Source organism: Candidatus Saganbacteria bacterium, assembly GCA_016223245.1.
In the GTDB taxonomy this organism is placed as follows: Bacteria; Margulisbacteria; WOR-1; order XYC2-FULL-46-14; family XYC2-FULL-37-10; genus JACRPL01.
Map to the genome: position 1 here is coordinate 20,098 of JACRPL010000013.1, position 17,839 is coordinate 37,936.

Genomic DNA, 17,839 nt, shown 5'->3' on the forward strand with positions numbered 1-17,839 from the left:
AAGTTATTTATAATAATTTCACATGATTTTAATTTATTTTGGAAGTATAATATCCCCATGGCAACAAAAATAAAAAATATCGCAGTAGTGACTCCTGGAGGCGACGCTCCGGGAATGAATGTTGCGATACGCGCGGTCGTCAGATACGCTATATATCATGGCTTGGATGTTTACGGTATCCAAAGAGGCTGGCAGGGACTTATCGAAGGCAATATTATAAGCCTTGATCTTAAATCGGTTGGCGGCATTATCAATCGCGGAGGGACTATCCTCCATACCCACAGGAGTTCGGGCTTCAGAAAAAGATCGCTCCGCAAAACTGCATATCAAAACCTTAAGGCATTTAACATTGATGCAATGGTCGTTATCGGCGGAGACGGGTCGCTTAAAGCTTCCTATGAATTTTATAAAGAATATAATTTCCCGATCATAAATGTCCCCGCATCGATCGACAATGATATATACGGAACAGATTACAGCATAGGGTTTGATACTGCTGTCAACACAGCGGTTGAAGCGATCGATAAAATAAGAGATACCGCGACATCGCACGAAAGGGCTTTTATAATCGAAGTTATGGGGCGAAATAATGGTTTTATAGCACTAGACGTAGGAATGACGGCCGGCGCCGAAGCAATACTTATCCCGGAAATTAAATACGATCTTGCTGCCATTGCAAAAAGATTGCTCCTCGGCCAGCAGAGAGGGAAGACAAGTTTTATTATTGTTGTTGCGGAAGGGGCGGGACATGCGCCCGATATCGCAAAACTTATCCAAAAGAAGACAAAGCTCGATGTAAGGGTAAGTATTTTGGGCCATATGCAAAGAGGCGGATCTCCAACAGCGCTATCAAGAGAAGCCGCCTGCAAACTTGGCTCAAAAGCTGTTGAACTTCTGCTTCAAGGCAAAAAAGCTATGATGGTAGGGATCATATCAGATAAGGTCGTATCGCATAGCGCCAAAGAAATAATAGCCAAGAAAAAGAAAATAGATATCGAGGCCTATAAACTAGCCGAAATTCTTTCCTCATGAAACTTTTTGGATCTGCATTACCGGGGGCATTTTCGATCTGGGAAAAATCATTGCCCTGCATTGAAATACAAGCATCGCGCGGCCCATATTGCACATGAAGCCTATTATAGTGAACCCTGCCTGCCGGCAGGCACGGCTCGCGGTTCCTAAAAACTACGAGGAAACCGCGACGCTTGTCCCGATTCCCACATCGGGATTTAGTCGCTGGTTTTTGAGTTGCTAACCAGGTTTGCCGGCATGATGCAATAATATCGTTAATCGAAAGAAGAAATTTCACTCAATAGAAATCAACAGAGTTGCGCATTTTGAAAAGTTGATGGTCTTCGGGTACGAACTTCCCGCCGTGAACCTCTGTTAGATCGTTTGGAACAATATTTTCTCCCGCAAGGCCAGGGTATACGCCAAAATTTCCGGATTTCATATAATCGAATATCGCATCGCCAAATCTTAGGCCTAATATCCTGTCTGATACATGCGCGATACCGCCGCGAATGGCGTGGCCGCAATTTTGAAGCCTGAAATCTGTGCCTTTGATATGCTTTTGGAATATGCCGTAGAAATATTCGCCAATTCCGCCCAATTGTTCATTGCCGAAAGAATCCTTTTTCTTTGGAAGATCAAAGATCGCTTTGACTATAGCAAACTTTGGATCGGCAATAACTTCGTCTAAAAGTTTCTTATTGCTGTCATTGATCTCTTTAGGAAACCTGGTATCAAATATTCGAGCGCCTTCGGATACTACAACAACGCAATATTTTTGGAATGCCATCGCGTGCTCGACTTTTTTAATAACTTCTCTTAGATCAACTGTTTCTTCGGGAAGAATTACTACATCGGCGCCGCCGGCGATACCCGCGTGAAGCGCTACCCATCCGGCATGGCGTCCCATAACTTCAACTATGAAACATCGATTGTGTGAACGAGAAGTTGTAATAATGTTTTCGATAAAGTGGACGCTTTCAATTACAGCCGAATCGAATCCGTATGTGCGCTCGGTTCCAAAAACATCGTTATCCATTGTCTTTGGCGCGCCAAACATTGGGAATGTGAATTGTTTGCCCATTTTGCCGGCGGCTCCCAAGGTATCGTCTCCACCAAGAACAACCAAACAATCCATTCCAAGCTTCTTCAAATTCTCGATCGCTTTTTCCGGTGCCTTCTTCTCAATATTTTCTTTAGAGAATAAATTTGTTCGAGATGATTTAATAATTGTCCCAGCGACTTTAAAGCTATCTTTTAGATCGACTGTCGAAAGTTTTTGGAGGATCTTGTCTTTTTCGGTTTCAGGATCGCGAGTTAGAGATTCCCAACCTTCGAGCAGACCCCAAAGTTCGATCTTTTCATCAGCCGGAAGGGCAGCGTTTGCAAGATTTATGCGTCGAAGCAAACCATAAATTACCGCGTTATGACCCGCGCAATCGCCTCCACCTGTTAGTATCCCGATCTTTCTGATATTTATTTCTTTCCCTTGAAATTTTACTTTCATCTGTTTTTCCTCTCTTTCTTTCGATATTAACTCACCCCCACCGACTTCGTCGGTTTCCCCCTCTCTTAATAAGAGAGGGGGTTAAGGTGAGTTAGCTACTTTGCTTTGCCAGCAGATCCCAATACGTTAGTATTTTTTGCAATAATTAATTTCTTCAATTCTTCTCTTGCTGGGCCCAAGTATTTGCGAGGATCGAATTCTCCTGGTTGTTCCGCAAACACTTTTCTGATTATCGCAGTCATGACCAAACGGCCGTCGCTGTCGATGTTAATTTTGCATACTGCCGATTTTGCTGCGCGTCTTAGCTGTTCTTCGGGAATACCGACTGCATTGTCCATCTTGCCGCCGTATTTGTTTATCATTTGGACATATTCTTGCACAACCGATGATGCGCCGTGAAGAACTATCGGGAATCCCGGAAGTCTTTTTTCTACTTCTTCCAAAATATCAAAACGGAGCGGAGGAACCGCTTCTCCAGGCTTAACTTTGAACTTGAAAGCTCCATGAGATGTACCGATCGAGATCGCAAGTGAATCAACGCCTGTTCTCTTAACAAAGTCTTCAACTTGGTCGGGCTGTGTGTATGTGTGCTTTTCGGCCGATACTTCATCTTCAATACCCGCCAAAACTCCAAGCTCGCCTTCCACTGTAACATCAAATTTACGCGCATATTCTACAACTTGTTTTGTTACTTCGATATTTTTTTCATAAGGGTGGTGGGATCCGTCGATCATGACAGACGAGAAACCATAATCGATACATGATTTACATAGTTCAAAGGTATCGCCGTGGTCCAAGTGAAGGCAGATCGGGATATTGCTCTTCAATTCTTTGCGGACCATTTCAACCGCTCCTTGGGCCATATATCTTAATAGTGTCTGGTTCGCGTACTTTCTGGCGCCGGATGAAACCTGGATAATAACAGGGGATTTGCTTTCGGCACAGCCCATAATAATTGCCTGCAGCTGTTCCATATTATTGAAATTGTAAGCGGGTATCGCGTACTTTCCCTCCATAGCTTTCGTAAACATTTCCCTCGTGTTAACTAACCCTAACGTTTCATACAACTTCTGCGCCATTTTTTTACCCCCTCACAATTTTTGCGAATACATCGGCCTTAAGAGACGCCCCGCCGACGAGTCCACCGTCAATATCACCTTGTGCCATAAGATCTTTAATATTTTCAGGAGTGACCGATCCGCCGTAAAGGATGCGAACGGTATCAGATATTGACTTATCATAAAGGTCAGTTACAAGCTTTCTTATAAACGCATGAACTTCTTGAGCTTGTTCTTTTGATGCGGTCTTTCCGGTCCCGATCGCCCATACTGGTTCGTAAGCGATAACTAATGTCTGGCAGCTAGCAACTGGCAAGCCTTGAAGGGCGCCGGTTACTTGCTTTTTAATAACATCAAAGGTTACGTTTTTTTCTCTTTCAGCTAATGTTTCACCGACACAAACGATCGGTTTAAGGCAATGTTTAAGTGCGGTATTTAATTTCTTGTTGACTGTTTCATCTATTTCTCCGAAAAATTGTCTTCGTTCGGAGTGGCCGATGAGAACACAGCTCGCGCCGACTGATTTAAGCATTTGGGCTGAAACCTGGCCAGTGAAAGCGCCTTTCTCTTCCCAAAAAAGATCTTGTCCGCCGACCATAATTTCCGAATCGCGCAATACATCGGATACAGATGAGAGCGCTGTAAATGGAGGGCATACGAGAATATCTTTATCTGTTACTTTTCCTACGAGTTTGTTGAGATCTGCGGCTAATTGGACCGATTCCTGAAGTATAGTGTTCATTTTCCAGTTTCCCGCTAGCAGTGGTTTTCTCATTAATTATCTCCTTTATCTTCTTCTTCGCGGGGAGCGGAATCTGTAATGGGGCTTGTTTGCGGCCGAGGCGGAGCCGAAAAATCCTGTAGAATGGAATTCGGGATGTTGCGAGATAGGGAGGGCGTTCCTGATCAATCTTTCGATATTTTTGACCTCTCCGCGCTGGTCGGGCGTTGCGAAAGATATTGCGCGGCCTTCGTGGCCGGCCCTGGCTGTCCGGCCGATCCTGTGGACATAATTTTCGGGATCATCCGGAAGGTCGTAATTTACCACGAGCTCGATCCCTTTGACATCTATGCCCCGCGCCGCGATATCAGTCGCGACAAGTATCCTGTATTTCCCGGTCTTAAAACCTTCAAGCGCTTCGCGCCGCTGGCTCAAGGACCTGTTTGAATGTATCTCGGCTGATGAAAACCCCGCAGTCCTTAGGCCGGAGGTTATGACCGATGCGGCCCGTTTTGTCCTTGAGAAAATTAGGACGGTCCCGCGATACTGCTCCAAAAGCTTGATTAACAGCTTCGGTTTTTCTTCTTTTTTGATAATGAACAATTCCTGCGTGACTTTTTCAGCGGCGGTGCCCGAACGGGCAATTTCAACGCTTATCGGGAGTTTCATATGGGAAGTTGCGATCTTAACGATCTTTTCGGGGATCGTGGCCGAAAAAAGCATTGTTTGGCGTTCTCTTTGCAGCTGCGCTAATATCTTTTCAATTTGCGGAGCAAACCCCATATCAAGCATCCTATCGGCTTCATCCAAAACAAGGATCGAAACATTGTCCAGCCTAAGTATTTTTTGGTTTAAATGGTCGAGAAGCCTTCCCGGCGTTGCGATTATTACTCGGGGATTCCTGCGCAATGAATTGATCTGGTGGTACATTGACGCGCCGCCGATCAATACGGCTGTCTTCATGCCGAATGGATAGCAAAGCTTGTAAATTGTTTCTTCAACCTGTATTGCAAGCTCCCTAGTAGGGACAAGTACCAGTCCGCGAGAGAGGTTTTGGGAAAGCCTTTGGATCATCGGGATGCCGAAAGCAAGCGTCTTGCCAGTCCCTGTTTGTGCTATACCTATAATGTCGTTGCCTTCGACGGCGATAGGTATTGCTTTATGCTGGATCGGTGTTGGGACAGAAAACTTCATCCGCTCCAGGAGTTCTAGTATCTTTGGGGAAATGCCTAAGCCATAAAAAGAGCTTCCATTTGCTTGATTCTGCATGTTCATCTATGTATTATACCATGAAAATGGAAGATGCTTGCCTAATATTGCGTTCGTACAGAAAGACTATCTCAATCGAGATAACTCAAGATGCCGATCTTTTGGTCAGGGCGCCCCACAGGATACCGAAGACAATTATCAACGAATTCATTTCGAAGAAGAGTGCATGGATCGAAAAGAAGAAGCAATTGGTGCGAGAGCGGCAGAAAAATGCAATATCCAAGGATATGGTCGATGTTGTAGCGTTGAAGAAGCGAGCACGCTATATAATAGAGGAGCGGCTCAATTATTATGTAGGGAAGCATGGTTTCAGGTTTAATGGATTTAAGATAACTAGTGCGCGATCGAGATTTGGATCGTGCACTGCGAAAGGCGATCTCAATTTTAGCTGGCGATTGATCTTGTTTTCCCCGGAAGTAATGGATTATGTGGTTATTCATGAGTTAACGCATTTGATCGAATTCAATCATTCGAAAAGATTTTGGGCGAAGGTTGAGGAGTTCATGCCGGAGTTTCGCTTGCATAAAAAGTGGCTACGGGAGAATAGTTATATTATTCGATAGGGGCTGGGTCTATGTTTCTATGTCGCTGTGTCGCTATGTTTTTGGGATATTTCCGCAACCGAATGACGAAAACTGCAACACTTTTACGCTAATCCACCTATTTAGCTGGTATGATAATTGCTGGATGATAGTAGTATAATTAATTATCGATTTATTGACAAAAGAGGAGAATAAAAAATGGAAAAGCATAACGAGACTCATATTGCATTATTTAGAGGGAAAGGAATAAGGAAAGCTATTCATAACAATGAATGGTGGTTTTCTGTGACAGACATATGTGCGGCATTAACTGAAAGTGTTGACGCTGGAGCATACTGGCGAAAACTTAAACAGAGATTGAGTGAAGAGGGAAGTGAAGTCGTGACAAATTGTCACGGGTTAAAACTAGAAGCACCTGATGGAAAAATGCGTGAAACCGACTGCTCCAACACAGAAGGTGTTTTTCGCATTATCCAATCAATACCTTTGAATGACTTGGAGCAGATATTTTCAATGCTTGGCGAGGCGGCGACGACCGAGATCGCGCGCAATAAAGATGCGCGAGGTTATCATGAAAATAAGAAAGTTGCGAATGAAGGCGGGCAGGTTGCGGGAAAAGCGAGAAAAGATCTTGAAAAACGAAGTGGTAAGAAAGTTATTACTAAGGAAAACTATTTAGGGCTTGATACATATAACAAACTGAGGCGTATTGATGGGAACTAATCAATAGCCCAACCAATTTCGTGACGCCACGAAAATGTGGTCGGAGGTCATGTTGTCCGATGTCTGGTGTCTTGTAGTATAATTACGCCATGTCCAAATATTATAATCCAAACCGAACACGAAATATTTTTGATCCGGCATCGGAGGAGCCGTACAAATTGAGCCGGTCAAAGCTTGAGCAATTCGTAAACTGCCCGCGCTGTTTCTACCTCGATCGCCGACTCGGCATCGGCCAACCACCGGGATTCCCTTTCTCCCTCAATAGCGCCGTTGACGCGCTTTTAAAAAATGAGTTCGATCACTATCGCCGTGAACATAAACCGCACCCTCTAATGACACAATATAAACTCGATGCTATTCCATACGACCATAAAGATATCGACATCTGGCGCGATGCGCTCAAAGCCGGCATCTGCCACTACCATAAAGAAACAAACCTAATGATAACAGGCGGGGTGGATGATGTTTGGATAAACCCTCAAGAAGAACTAATAATTGTCGACTATAAAAGCACTTCAAAAGACGGACAAATTACCGCCCTCGATCAAGAATGGCAGAACGGCTATAAAAGACAAATGGAAATATACCAGTGGCTCTTTAGATGCAATAACTATAAAGTGAACAAAACTGGGTATTTCGTTTATTGTAACGGCGATTCCAAAAAAGAACGCTTCGACGGACACCTCGTGTTTGATATAACTCTCATTCCTCATATTGGCGACGATTCTTGGGTCGAACACGTGGTGGTAGATGCGAAAAAGTGTCTCATGAGCGAAACAATACCCGAGGCTAATCTTGAGTGTGATTATTGTCGATATAGTGATGCGTTATTTGGCAATATATCCCGATGAAGGACCTTTGCCAACTTGCTTGATCATGCCAAGTTTCTTCAATTTTTGCAGCTGTAGCTGAGCGGTTCTTTTTGGAGTACTAAGTATATCAGCCGCATCACTCGCAGTGATCCTGCCAACTTGATCCATAAAGTCTAAAATCATAAGTTGATTTCCATCCAAGTAGACTTTTGATCCGATATCGGGCCGTACTTTTTTCAATGATAATACAACGATTTTATTTTTAACATCGTCGATCTCTTCCTTAAAACCTTTAACAAAGTATTCCAGCCAAGAAGTAAAATCGCGTTGCCTTTCTTTGTAGTTTTCCCCGATATTGATGGCTTTATAATATTCCTGGCGATCGCGATTATAATAATCTTCCAGCGCAAATAAATGACGGAAATCATAGCCCCTGCTATATAGAATAAGAGTTGCAAGAGCCCGAGCTGTTCGGCCATTACCATCGTTGAAAGGATGGATCGCGGCAATTTCCTGATGGGCTATCCCGGCTGTTATCACAGGATTGATCCCTTCTTTCTCACTTTGTTGAAGCCACTTTATTAGATCGTTGCACAATCCAACAACCTTTCTTGCTTCCGGCCCCGTATATACAATTTTCTCGGGCTGGCCAAAACTTCGGCGTACAACAAAGATCGGGCCTTTTCTATAATTACCGGAATGTTGTTTGGCTAAAGTTCGATCGGTCACCAGCTTGTGAATATTGAGCAGAATCTTATCTGTGATCAGCTGTTTTCCCTGAACGATCTTTTCGATATATCGTAAAGCACTTATATAATTCTGCACTTCAAATATGTCGCGGTCGGAAGCGCCAACTTTCTTCTTGGCCAGAACCGCTTCAACATCGCGGACTCCCAGCCGATTCCCTTCGATCGCAGTCGAACTATGCGTCATCCTCACCAGTGCCTGGCGTCGAAGCCGCAGCTCCTGCTTGGGTAAGATCTTGGCGCGATCGATGACCGCTTTGGCCTCGGCGATCGCAATAAGCATTTTCACTATATTGTTCGTTAGTTTATATTTCGGGGCAAACATAGCTATATTATATCAAAAACATATATAATCGCGCAACAATCGCGCAACAATCGCGCAACAATCGCGCAGCATCTTGTCTTTACAGGATAGAAGGTCTCGTTTTCTCCAACACATCCAACTCGGTTACCAAAGTTTCCAGTTCTTCGTATCCAACATTCTCTTCATCGATCTTTTTCTCAACAGCTGCAATCTTCGCGTGGAGAGCCTTGAACTTCTTATCGTATTCAGCTTCAGCGGTTTCTGTCTTTTTCTTATTGGACTTCTTTTCTTTCTTAGGCTTCTTGCCGCTGTGTATCGTAAAACTCACATCATCGAGAAGTTCGTGACCGCCAAAGCCTAGTGATAAATTATTTATCTGAAGCATTAATTCAAAACCTCTCGAGCCAATTCTTTGAACCCGACTTTTGATTCGGATGAATAGGGAATAACTTTATGAGCGCCGATTACATCCTGGATCTCTTTTATCTGGTCCTCATAAACCGATTTTTTTATCTTATCCACTTTGTTGGCTACAACTACAACATTTTTGTTGAACTCTTCCAAGCTCCCGAGCATTTCCATGTCGTCGGCCGTAGGACCCACATATGCATCAATGATCAATACGATCTTCTTTTGAACATAAGTTGATTTGAACAAATACCAATCGATCAATTTAAAAAGTCTCTCTCTAACTTCCCACGATGCTTTAGCAAATCCATATCCCGGAAGATCCAACAAATAGACGGAGTCATTGATCAAAAAGATATTTATTTCTTTCGTACGACCAGGAAATGAGCTGGCAATAGCTAAACCTTTTTTATTGGTCAGAGAATTGATAACACTTGATTTGCCGACATTGGATCGGCCGATAAAGGCGACTTGGGGGATAGCGCTATCCAAAATATCGCTTGTGCCTTTTATGCCTCTTATGAATTTTGCCGAAGTAATATTATATTTTAAATTTTGATCGTTCATGATTTGTTTGTTAGTAACCTGCGAGTGAAGTGTTGAGCTATTCTTTCATCTGGGGAAGGATGTACCTGGTCGAGCGGCCGGCGCCTTCGCTTTTAACTATCGCTTTATCATCAAGCATTGTGAGCTCAATATGCGCGGTTTTGTGAGAAACATTAAAAGCTTCCCTGTACTCTCTGTTAGTGATGCTTCCGTGTTCCTGCATTAATATGAGAGCGCGAAGCTGCCGCTTGTTGAGGCCTTTGCCGCCCCAAGGGTTTGTGATCGATTTTTCTTCGTCTTCTTTAGCGGGGCGCGATTCGCCGGCGTCGCGAAGATAACAGATATCATCTGTCTTATATGGCTTCTCGTCGCCTTCGCACACAGTAATTACGGCGACTTTTTTACCGCCGCGGTCCATTACTTCAACTGTCGGTATGATTTTAGGAGTACAGCAATTTTCGGCCAAGTCCTTGACCCATGTCTTGAACTCGTCGATATCTGGAATTTCGACCCCGATAAGGTGTTTATTTTTGTCGTCAAGACCTAAAACGATCTTGCCGCCGTCGGAGTTCGCGAACGCAACAATATCTCGCGACAAATCTTCGGGGGTAGGGATCTGTTTTTCGAATTCTACAGATTGTCCTTCGCCTTGTTCGAGCAGGGTGATGATTTCTTCCCAATTCATTATCACTATGATATCATATAGGCCTTGGCCATGCAATTTCTAAAAACTATTTTAGATCTGATATATCCTCCACGATGTGAAGCCTGTAAATCCCTTGGCCCGCAAGCCTTTTGCGACAGGTGCCGATCCCAAATTTCATTCTTGAAGCCGTCGGCGTTCGTCCATTCGGTGGCCATTTATGAAAATTCTTTAAAGACCGCTATCATGAAGTACAAATACAAAAGAAAAATGCATCTTTCAAAACCTCTTGGCGAGCTTATGGCCCAGTACATAAGATCATCGTTTGATATAAGCAGGGTGGACTATATCGTACCTGTGCCGTTGCATGAAAAAAGATTGCATGAAAGAGGTTATAACCAAGCCGAGCTTTTGTCCCATGAAATAAGCAGGCATTTTGGCGTGCCGACGCTATCCGGGTTGCTCCATAGGACGCGCGAAACAAAACCGCAGTTCGATCTCCCCCGAAACGACAGGTTCAAAAACGTCAAAGGAGCTTTCGCTCTTCATGGCGCGCACCACATAAAAGGTAAAAGAATTTTGATATTGGACGACATATATACGACAGGATCGACTATATCCGAATGCACGAGGGTACTTAAAGAAGGCGAGGCCGCGCAAGTCCATGTCTTAACTCTTTCTCGCGCAATTAATTTATGATATACTTTATTCAAATTCACGGAGGTATAAAATGCAAATAAACATACAAGCCCACCATACGGAATTGACCGCGCCGATCAGGTCCTATGCGACAAAAAAGATAGAAAAGCTGCAAGAATATTATAAGAACATCTTGAAAGCCGAGATAACGCTCGAAGTTAGGGCGAACGACGATACAAGGCGCAACCAGGTCACGGAAGTCACACTCTGGGTCTCGGGCAAAAAGGTCATAAGAGCCTCGGACGGAGCAAAGAATATTTACGCGGCGATAGACCTTGTTGAAGAGGAACTAAAGAAACAATTAAAAAAGCACAAAGATAAGCACATCAAAGAAGCAAGAAGGTCGGCAGAAAAAATAAAATCTAAATTTAGAAAGCCCGGAAAAATTGGACTAGCCGAGTCCTTACTTTAAAATGGTTCTAAAATGGTTATTCAACCTTATCGGCGACACCGATGAGAAAAAGCTAAAGGTTATAACTCCTCTTGTAGGCCTTATAAACTCGCAAGAAGCCGCAATAAAAAAGCTTTCCGACGAAGAGCTTCGCGCAAAAACAGACGAGTTCAAAAAAAGATTAACACAAGGCGAAGCATTAGACGACCTTTTACCTGAAGCATTCGCATGCGTAAGGGAAGCCTCCATCAGGACGATAGGCCTTAGGCATTTTGACGTTCAGCTATTAGGCGGCATTATTCTCCATCAGGGAAAAATATCTGAAATGAAAACAGGCGAGGGCAAGACGCTTGTAGCAACCCTTCCTGTTTATCTAAATGCGCTGACAGGCTATGGCGTCCATCTGGTCACCGTGAACGATTATTTGGCAAAGCGCGATTCCGAATGGATGGGCCCGGTGTACAGAGCGCTTGGCTTAAGTGTTGGCTGTATCCAGCATGACATGGAGCCGTCAGAGAGACAATTGCATTACAGCTGCGATATCACATATGGCACAAATAACGAATTTGGTTTCGATTACCTGCGCGACAACATGGCCCTATCCCCCGAAGATTGCGTACAAAGGGAATTGCATTACGCGATAGTCGATGAAGTTGATTCGATTTTGATCGATGAAGCGAGAACGCCGCTTATCATTTCGGGCATGGTTGAAGATAAAGTTGATACATATTATAAAGCGAATGAGCTGGTAGGAAGATTAAAAACAAATGAAGATTTTACGCTTGACGAAAAAACCAAGAATGTTATTTTGAACGAGCCCGGCATCAAAAAAATAGAAAAACTTTTAAATATTGAATATTTATTTGATGTAGAGCATATGGAGCTTGCCCATCAATTGCTTCAATCCCTCAAAGCGCATTACATGTTCAAACTTGATGTCGATTATGTGATAAAAGACGGCGAGATAATAATCGTCGATGAATTCACGGGACGCTTAATGGTAGGCCGAAGATACAGCGACGGGCTACACCAGGCGATCGAGGCCAAAGAAAAAGTTCAGATAAGGGAAGAGTCTCAAACATTGGCAACGATCACTTTCCAGAACTATTTTAGGTTATACAAAAAGATAGCCGGAATGACCGGAACCGCAAAGACCGAAGAAGGCGAATTCTGGAAGATCTACGGGCTCGAAGTATTAGTTATACCCGCAAACAAGGTGATGATAAGAAAAGATCTATCCGATGTAATCTATAAAACTAAGAAAGAAAAATTCAAAGCGGTTGTTGCCGAGATCGAAGAGCGCCACAAGAAAGGACAACCTCTGCTTGTAGGCACAGTATCGATCGAACATTCGGAACTCTTGTCCGAGATGCTTTTCCGCAAAGGGATACCTCATCGAGTGCTAAACGCAAAACAGCACGAAAAAGAAGCGGAGATAATTGCAAAAGCAGGACAAAAGAACACGGTTACGATCTCAACAAACATGGCCGGTCGTGGTACGGACATTGTATTAGGTGATGGAGTAACAGATCTTGGCGGCTTGCATGTAATCGGCACCGAGAGGCACGAGAGCAGGCGTATCGACAACCAGCTTAGAGGACGATCGGGACGCCAAGGCGACCCTGGATCGACCAGATTTTATGTAGCACTCGAAGATGAACTGATGAGACTCTTCGGCTCCGACCGAATAGCCAACATTATGGACAGGCTCGGCATAGCCCCCGATACTCCGATCGAACATCCGATGATAAGCAGAGCTCTTGAAAACGCGCAAAAGAAAGTTGAAGAATATTATTTTGGCATCAGAAAACAAATTCTTGAATTCGATGATGTCATGAATAAGCAAAGAGATACTATTTATACTTTAAGACATAAGATCTTGTTCGGCGAGAACATTGAAGAAACAAGGGATTCGATGATCGATCCTTCAAATAAAGAAGCTTTCGCGAAAAAAGAAGAAGAAATAGGCGCGGACGCGATGCGAAACCTTGAGAGAGTTGTTATGCTTAGAGTTATCGATTCTAGATGGATCGAACAGCTCGATAATATGGATAATTTGCGCGACGGCATAGGCCTTAGAGGTTACGGCGGAAAAGACCCGTTAGTTGAATATAAGATCGAAGGCTACCAGATGTTCAACGAAATGATGCAAGCTATCCGCGATGAGGTCTCGGACCTTATCTTAAAAGTACAGATAGTAAAAGAAGGCGGGCAGATCATCCAAAAGAAAAGGCAAGTTACATACAGCCAACCCCAAAATGCGCTGGCTGCTCGCAAGGCCGTAAGGGTTGGCCGCAACGAACCATGCCCATGCGGGTCGGGGAAAAAATATAAGAAGTGCTGCGGCAAAGAGGCTGTTTAATGCTCGATGATCTAAAGAAAGAAACCGGCCAGTTCAAAGAAAATATTTTAAAGATCGAAAAGTACATGGGGATCGGAAAGAAGAAGGGTCGCGTAAAAGAATTGGAACCTCTCGCCCAATCATCGGATCTCTGGAAAGACCCGAACAAAGCAAAAGTTGTCCTCCAAGAAATTAAAGCGCTAGAGAAGATCGTTCAAAGCTATGAAACCTTAAAGACAACTTTTGACGATCTTGAAGGTCTTGTTGAGATATCATCCGATCAAGAAGAAAATGAGCTTCGTAAAGAATTTGAAGATATAAAAAAGAAAGCTTCAGTCCTAGAGCTCGCGGCGCTTCTATCCGGACCGTATGATTCAAACAACGCCATATTATCAATAAACTCCGGAGCAGGCGGCACCGATTCGCAGGATTGGGCACAAATTCTACTTCGTATGTACACAAGATGGGCCGAGCACAAAGGTTATGCACTCGAAATGCCGGATATCTCATACGGCGAAGAAGCCGGCATCAAAAGCGCGACTCTTATCATTTCAGGGCCATATGCCTATGGATATTTAAAAAACGAGACCGGAATTCACAGGCTTGTAAGGATCTCTCCATTTTCTTCCGAAGGAAAAAGACACACTTCTTTCGCATCGGTCGAAGTAGTTCCCGAAATTACAGAGGATATTAATATAGAGATCGATCCGGCCGATCTTCGTGTCGATACATACCGCGCATCTGGCCCGGGCGGCCAGAATGTCAACAAAGTATCGTCGGCTATTAGGATCACACATATTCCGACAGGAATCGTAACCCAGTCGCAAACGGACCGTTCACAACACAAGAACCGCGATAACGCGATGAGAATACTTAAAGCAAAGCTCTATGAAATGATGCAGGCCCAGCACAAAGAAAAAATTGACGAGTTGCGCGGAGAGAAAAAAGCGATAGAATGGGGGCATCAGATAAGGTCGTATGTTTTCCAGCCGTACACTTTGGTCAAAGATCACAGGACGGGAGCAGAAGTCGGGAATGTTGATGCGGTTGTCGATGGCGACATAGACGCATTCATTGAAGCATCTTTGAAGAAGAAGGGGTAAACTCACCCCCTCCGACTTCGTCGGTTTCCCCCTCTCTTTTTAAGAGAGGGGGATTAAGGGGGTGAGTTGACAAAAACAAGGAGAATCAAATGGCAGAGAGGATCAGCAAGATATTATTATCCATGATCTTAACCCTTGCGGTGCTGACAGGCGCATGGCTCGGGTTTCAGAGACATGGCATCGAATCCGAAAGCAAAACGATCGAACTCGCAATGGACTATAATGACCTTAAAACAATTTCCGCCCTCTCTCATTATTCCTTCGACAAACTTTTGGGCGACATTAAAGAACGTGGGGTAGTTTCGATAGGCGTCCGCGAAGAAACGCTTTCTGAAGCATCAACCATGGGCGAGATTTATTATGTCACAGGGTCGGGGATTGCAAGGTCTCCCGACATAAACCTTGAATTAAAAAAGCTCGCGCGAAAAAAACTTATTTCCGGCGACAAGACATATATAATTAGTACGAACGACACTTCGCGGACAAGAATCGCAGGCCAGCTTTCTTCAATGCTTCCGGAAAAAGATATTATACCTTTGAAAAAAAACATCGTCGAGATAAGCCAAGGCGACGTCCTGCTTAAAGACGCAGGTGTTGGATTATCCGAAGCTGTTACAAATTATTTATCCAAGAAAGGCTTCCGCATCATCCCAAGACTGTGGAACGACCCGCGCTATAACATCAAACAAAAGATCGCTTCGCTCAAAGGGCATCAAACGATCATCTTTGACGGCGATGAGATCACAGGATATCCCGAGAACATCAAGCTATTGGCCAAAGAATTAAAGAAGAACGGCATTAAATTCGGCAATGTCGAGATCGTAAAACAAGATGGGGATAAAAAGCTTAGAGGATTAATGAACCACAATATTGTCCGCGTCCACAGCATCCCAAAAGACGAATTGAAAAAGCTTGGCCGGGATGAGGCAATAGACAGGTTTGTTCGCGCGGCAAAAGAGCGAAGCATTAGGCTTATCTATATTAGGCCGTTCCTGCCTCCGCAGATAATAGGGGATCCCATCAAATATAATTTGAGCTACTTATCAGATGTGAAGGCCTCGCTTGCAAATGCCGGCTTCAACCTTGGCCCTGCGTCAAAACCAACAGTTATAAAACCTTTCGGATGGCAGGTGCTCCTTATGGGGATTGGAGTTGTGATAGGAGGATTGCTTCTTATAAATTATTTTATTAAGTTCCCGGAATTTGTAAATTGGATAACGATAGTTGCGTCTGCTTTTATTATGGTAGTTGTCGGAGCCGGCGGCCATTCATTTATTCTTGAAAAGACCTTGGCATTTTTGGCAGCCATCACTTTTCCGGCATACGCTATGATCTCCCAATTCTCCAAAAAAACACAGGGAGAGGGCAATCCATATATCAATGCTTTGTACATTGCCCTAAATGTTGTTGCAGACACCGCATTGGGCATTATTTTGATCGTAGGCCTTCTCGCGAACACTACCTTCATGCTAGCGGCCCAAACATTTGCCGGGATCAAATTCACTTTGATAATTCCAGTCCTTCTTGTCGCGATATACTTTTTCTTTAAAACAGAAGAAGGATTCGATATGACATCGTTCAAGAATAAATTGCAGAACATAATGTCGACCAACTTGCCTGTTTGGATTTTCTTATTAGGGTTAGTTGCGTTAGGATCGCTTGCTATCCTTCTTGCGAGATCCGGCAATTTTGTGCTCCCTGTCCCCGAATTTGAAAAGACAGGGCGTTTGATATTGGAAAAGATCATGTCGGTAAGACCTCGTACAAAAGAATTCTTGATCGGATATCCATTCTTGATGATATCAGCGTTCTTGTTCCTAAAAGATAAAAAACAATGGTTGCCGGTACTTTTAGCTATTGCTGTTATTGGTCCCGTATCAACGCTCAACAGCTTCTGCCACATCCACAGCGCGCTTGTTATATCAATCATAAGATCTGTTAATGGTTTAGTGCTCGGGGTTCTAATTGGATGGCTTGCGTGGTTCCTGATCACCAAATATTCAAAAGCATGAAGATCGCAGTTTCAGGATATTATGGGTTCGGAAATTTGGGCGATGAAGCAATCCTCCAATCCCTAAAGGAAGGCTTCAAGGGACACGAATTATTAATACTCGATCGTGATAATAGGTTTAACCGCAAATATATAAAAGACGCGGATATTTTTATTAGCGGGGGCGGGGGGCTGCTGCAAGACAAGACAAGTACCAAAAGCTTCCTCTATTATGTCGGGCTCATATTCTACGCAAAGCTACTTCGCAAAAAAATATATATATTTGCTCAAAGCATTGGCCCCATAACTAATCCATTCAATCTCATGCTTCTAAAAAGGGCTCTTAGTTCAGCTAATCTTATAACAGTAAGAGATAGCGCTTCTTTTGATTTCTTACAGTCTTTAAATCTCAAGGAAAAGATACTCAAAACCGCCGACCCAACTATTATTCTCAAAAAAGATGATTCAATTAAGATAGAGAAAAAGTATCCCGGACCAATGATCGGGATATGCCCAAGACAATTCAAAGATATGCCAAAAGACATGGAAGAGAATTTTGCAGCGCTCTTGGACAAATTATTTTCTCTCAATAAAGCGAACATTGTATTGATCCCTTTCCAAAAGCCAAACGATATCGAGATCTGCGAGAACATTGCAAAGAAAATGAAGCGCCCTAATAGAATTTTAAGAAACGGTCTTCCCCCGAACAAGATGATGGGAGCGATATCCCAAATGGACCTCGTGCTAGGCATGAGGCTTCATTCATTGATCTTTGCCGTAAATACTCTAACCCCATCGCTTGGCATCACTTACGATCCAAAGGTCCAAGGTTTTATGGACGATCTGTCTCAGCCTGTTATTGAACCGAAAGATCTCAAGGAAACGGAAATACTTTTGGAAGTAATAGGACATCTCCTTGAAACCTCGGACGGAATAAAACACAGCCTTGAAATCGAACGCCGCAAGTTATATGCTAATGCAGAGCTTAATTTTGAGTTACTAACGATGCTAAGGAGCAAATAAAA

At 43.6% G+C, this 17,839-nt stretch carries 18 protein-coding genes; 10 read left to right on the forward strand and 8 right to left on the reverse strand.

Annotation, left to right across the window (positions count from 1 at the left end; translation table 11 throughout):
* Positions 1 to 69: 69 nt before the first annotated feature.
* Positions 70 to 1,032 (forward strand): 6-phosphofructokinase, encoded by a 963-nt coding sequence (pfkA, locus tag HZC34_05540; protein ID MBI5701286.1) that lies wholly within the window; start codon positions 70 to 72, stop codon positions 1,030 to 1,032.
* Between the two features lie 277 nt (positions 1,033 to 1,309).
* On the opposite strand, the gene HZC34_05545 is transcribed toward pfkA, so the two are convergent.
* From HZC34_05545 to HZC34_05560, 4 genes are all read right to left on the reverse strand, one after another.
* Entirely contained in the window at positions 1,310 to 2,518 is a 1,209-nt protein-coding gene (locus HZC34_05545) for an ATP-dependent 6-phosphofructokinase (protein ID MBI5701287.1), read from the reverse strand.
* Between the two features lie 95 nt (positions 2,519 to 2,613).
* On the reverse strand, positions 2,614 to 3,597 hold the full coding sequence (locus HZC34_05550) for a class II fructose-1,6-bisphosphate aldolase (protein ID MBI5701288.1): 984 nt from the start codon (positions 3,595 to 3,597) through the stop codon (positions 2,614 to 2,616).
* A 4-nt stretch (positions 3,598 to 3,601) separates the two neighbouring features.
* Complete coding sequence (locus HZC34_05555; protein ID MBI5701289.1) at positions 3,602 to 4,351, reverse strand: triose-phosphate isomerase; 750 nt, start codon at positions 4,349 to 4,351, stop codon at positions 3,602 to 3,604.
* Between the two features lie 12 nt (positions 4,352 to 4,363).
* Positions 4,364 to 5,572, reverse strand: a complete 1,209-nt coding sequence (locus HZC34_05560) for a DEAD/DEAH box helicase (protein ID MBI5701290.1) — start codon at positions 5,570 to 5,572, stop codon at positions 4,364 to 4,366.
* Positions 5,573 to 5,592: 20 nt separating this feature from the next.
* On the opposite strand from HZC34_05560, the gene HZC34_05565 reads away from it, so the two are divergent.
* The 3 genes from HZC34_05565 (at position 5,593) to HZC34_05575 (ending at position 7,682) form a co-directional block, all read left to right on the forward strand.
* The gene (locus HZC34_05565; GenBank protein MBI5701291.1) at positions 5,593 to 6,129 is read left to right on the forward strand and encodes a M48 family metallopeptidase; all 537 of its coding nucleotides are present in this window, start codon (positions 5,593 to 5,595) and stop codon (positions 6,127 to 6,129) included.
* A 177-nt stretch (positions 6,130 to 6,306) separates the two neighbouring features.
* A complete protein-coding gene (locus tag HZC34_05570; GenBank protein ID MBI5701292.1) occupies positions 6,307 to 6,831 on the forward strand; it encodes a Bro-N domain-containing protein in 525 nt (174 codons plus the stop codon).
* 89 nt (positions 6,832 to 6,920) lie between these two features.
* Entirely contained in the window at positions 6,921 to 7,682 is a 762-nt protein-coding gene (locus HZC34_05575; GenBank protein ID MBI5701293.1) for a PD-(D/E)XK nuclease family protein, read from the forward strand.
* Here the strand turns inward: HZC34_05575 and HZC34_05580 are convergent.
* The 4 genes from HZC34_05580 to HZC34_05595 form a co-directional block, all read right to left on the reverse strand.
* Positions 7,659 to 8,714, reverse strand: a complete 1,056-nt coding sequence (locus HZC34_05580; protein ID MBI5701294.1) for a Fic family protein — start codon at positions 8,712 to 8,714, stop codon at positions 7,659 to 7,661. The two genes, HZC34_05575 and HZC34_05580, sit on opposite strands and share 24 nt — an antisense overlap.
* A gap of 79 nt (positions 8,715 to 8,793) precedes the next feature.
* Positions 8,794 to 9,078 (reverse strand): hypothetical protein, encoded by a 285-nt coding sequence (locus tag HZC34_05585; protein MBI5701295.1) that lies wholly within the window; start codon positions 9,076 to 9,078, stop codon positions 8,794 to 8,796.
* Positions 9,078 to 9,668 carry a ribosome biogenesis GTP-binding protein YsxC gene (gene ysxC, locus HZC34_05590; GenBank protein ID MBI5701296.1) on the reverse strand — a complete coding sequence of 197 codons (591 nt, stop codon included), beginning with the start codon at positions 9,666 to 9,668 and terminating at the stop codon, positions 9,078 to 9,080. The genes HZC34_05585 and ysxC overlap by 1 nt, the downstream gene beginning before the upstream one ends.
* Before the next feature lie 37 nt (positions 9,669 to 9,705).
* Positions 9,706 to 10,332 (reverse strand): putative DNA binding domain-containing protein, encoded by a 627-nt coding sequence (locus HZC34_05595; protein MBI5701297.1) that lies wholly within the window; start codon positions 10,330 to 10,332, stop codon positions 9,706 to 9,708.
* Positions 10,333 to 10,362: 30 nt separating this feature from the next.
* Here HZC34_05595 and HZC34_05600 point away from each other — a divergent pair, with 30 nt between their 5' ends.
* From HZC34_05600 to csaB, 6 genes are all read left to right on the forward strand, one after another.
* Positions 10,363 to 10,989, forward strand: a complete 627-nt coding sequence (locus tag HZC34_05600; protein ID MBI5701298.1) for a ComF family protein — start codon at positions 10,363 to 10,365, stop codon at positions 10,987 to 10,989.
* Between the two features lie 31 nt (positions 10,990 to 11,020).
* Complete coding sequence (gene raiA / locus HZC34_05605; protein ID MBI5701299.1) at positions 11,021 to 11,401, forward strand: ribosome-associated translation inhibitor RaiA; 381 nt, start codon at positions 11,021 to 11,023, stop codon at positions 11,399 to 11,401.
* 1 nt (position 11,402) lies between these two features.
* On the forward strand, positions 11,403 to 13,742 hold the full coding sequence (secA, locus tag HZC34_05610) for a preprotein translocase subunit SecA (GenBank protein ID MBI5701300.1): 2,340 nt from the start codon (positions 11,403 to 11,405) through the stop codon (positions 13,740 to 13,742).
* Positions 13,742 to 14,824, forward strand: a complete 1,083-nt coding sequence (gene prfB, locus HZC34_05615; protein MBI5701301.1) for a peptide chain release factor 2 — start codon at positions 13,742 to 13,744, stop codon at positions 14,822 to 14,824. Before secA ends, prfB begins: the two co-directional genes overlap by 1 nt.
* Before the next feature lie 89 nt (positions 14,825 to 14,913).
* Positions 14,914 to 16,836, forward strand: a complete 1,923-nt coding sequence (locus HZC34_05620) for a hypothetical protein (GenBank protein ID MBI5701302.1) — start codon at positions 14,914 to 14,916, stop codon at positions 16,834 to 16,836.
* Positions 16,803 to 17,837 (forward strand): polysaccharide pyruvyl transferase CsaB, encoded by a 1,035-nt coding sequence (csaB, locus tag HZC34_05625; protein ID MBI5701303.1) that lies wholly within the window; start codon positions 16,803 to 16,805, stop codon positions 17,835 to 17,837. Before HZC34_05620 ends, csaB begins: the two co-directional genes overlap by 34 nt.
* Positions 17,838 to 17,839: the final 2 nt, after the last annotated feature.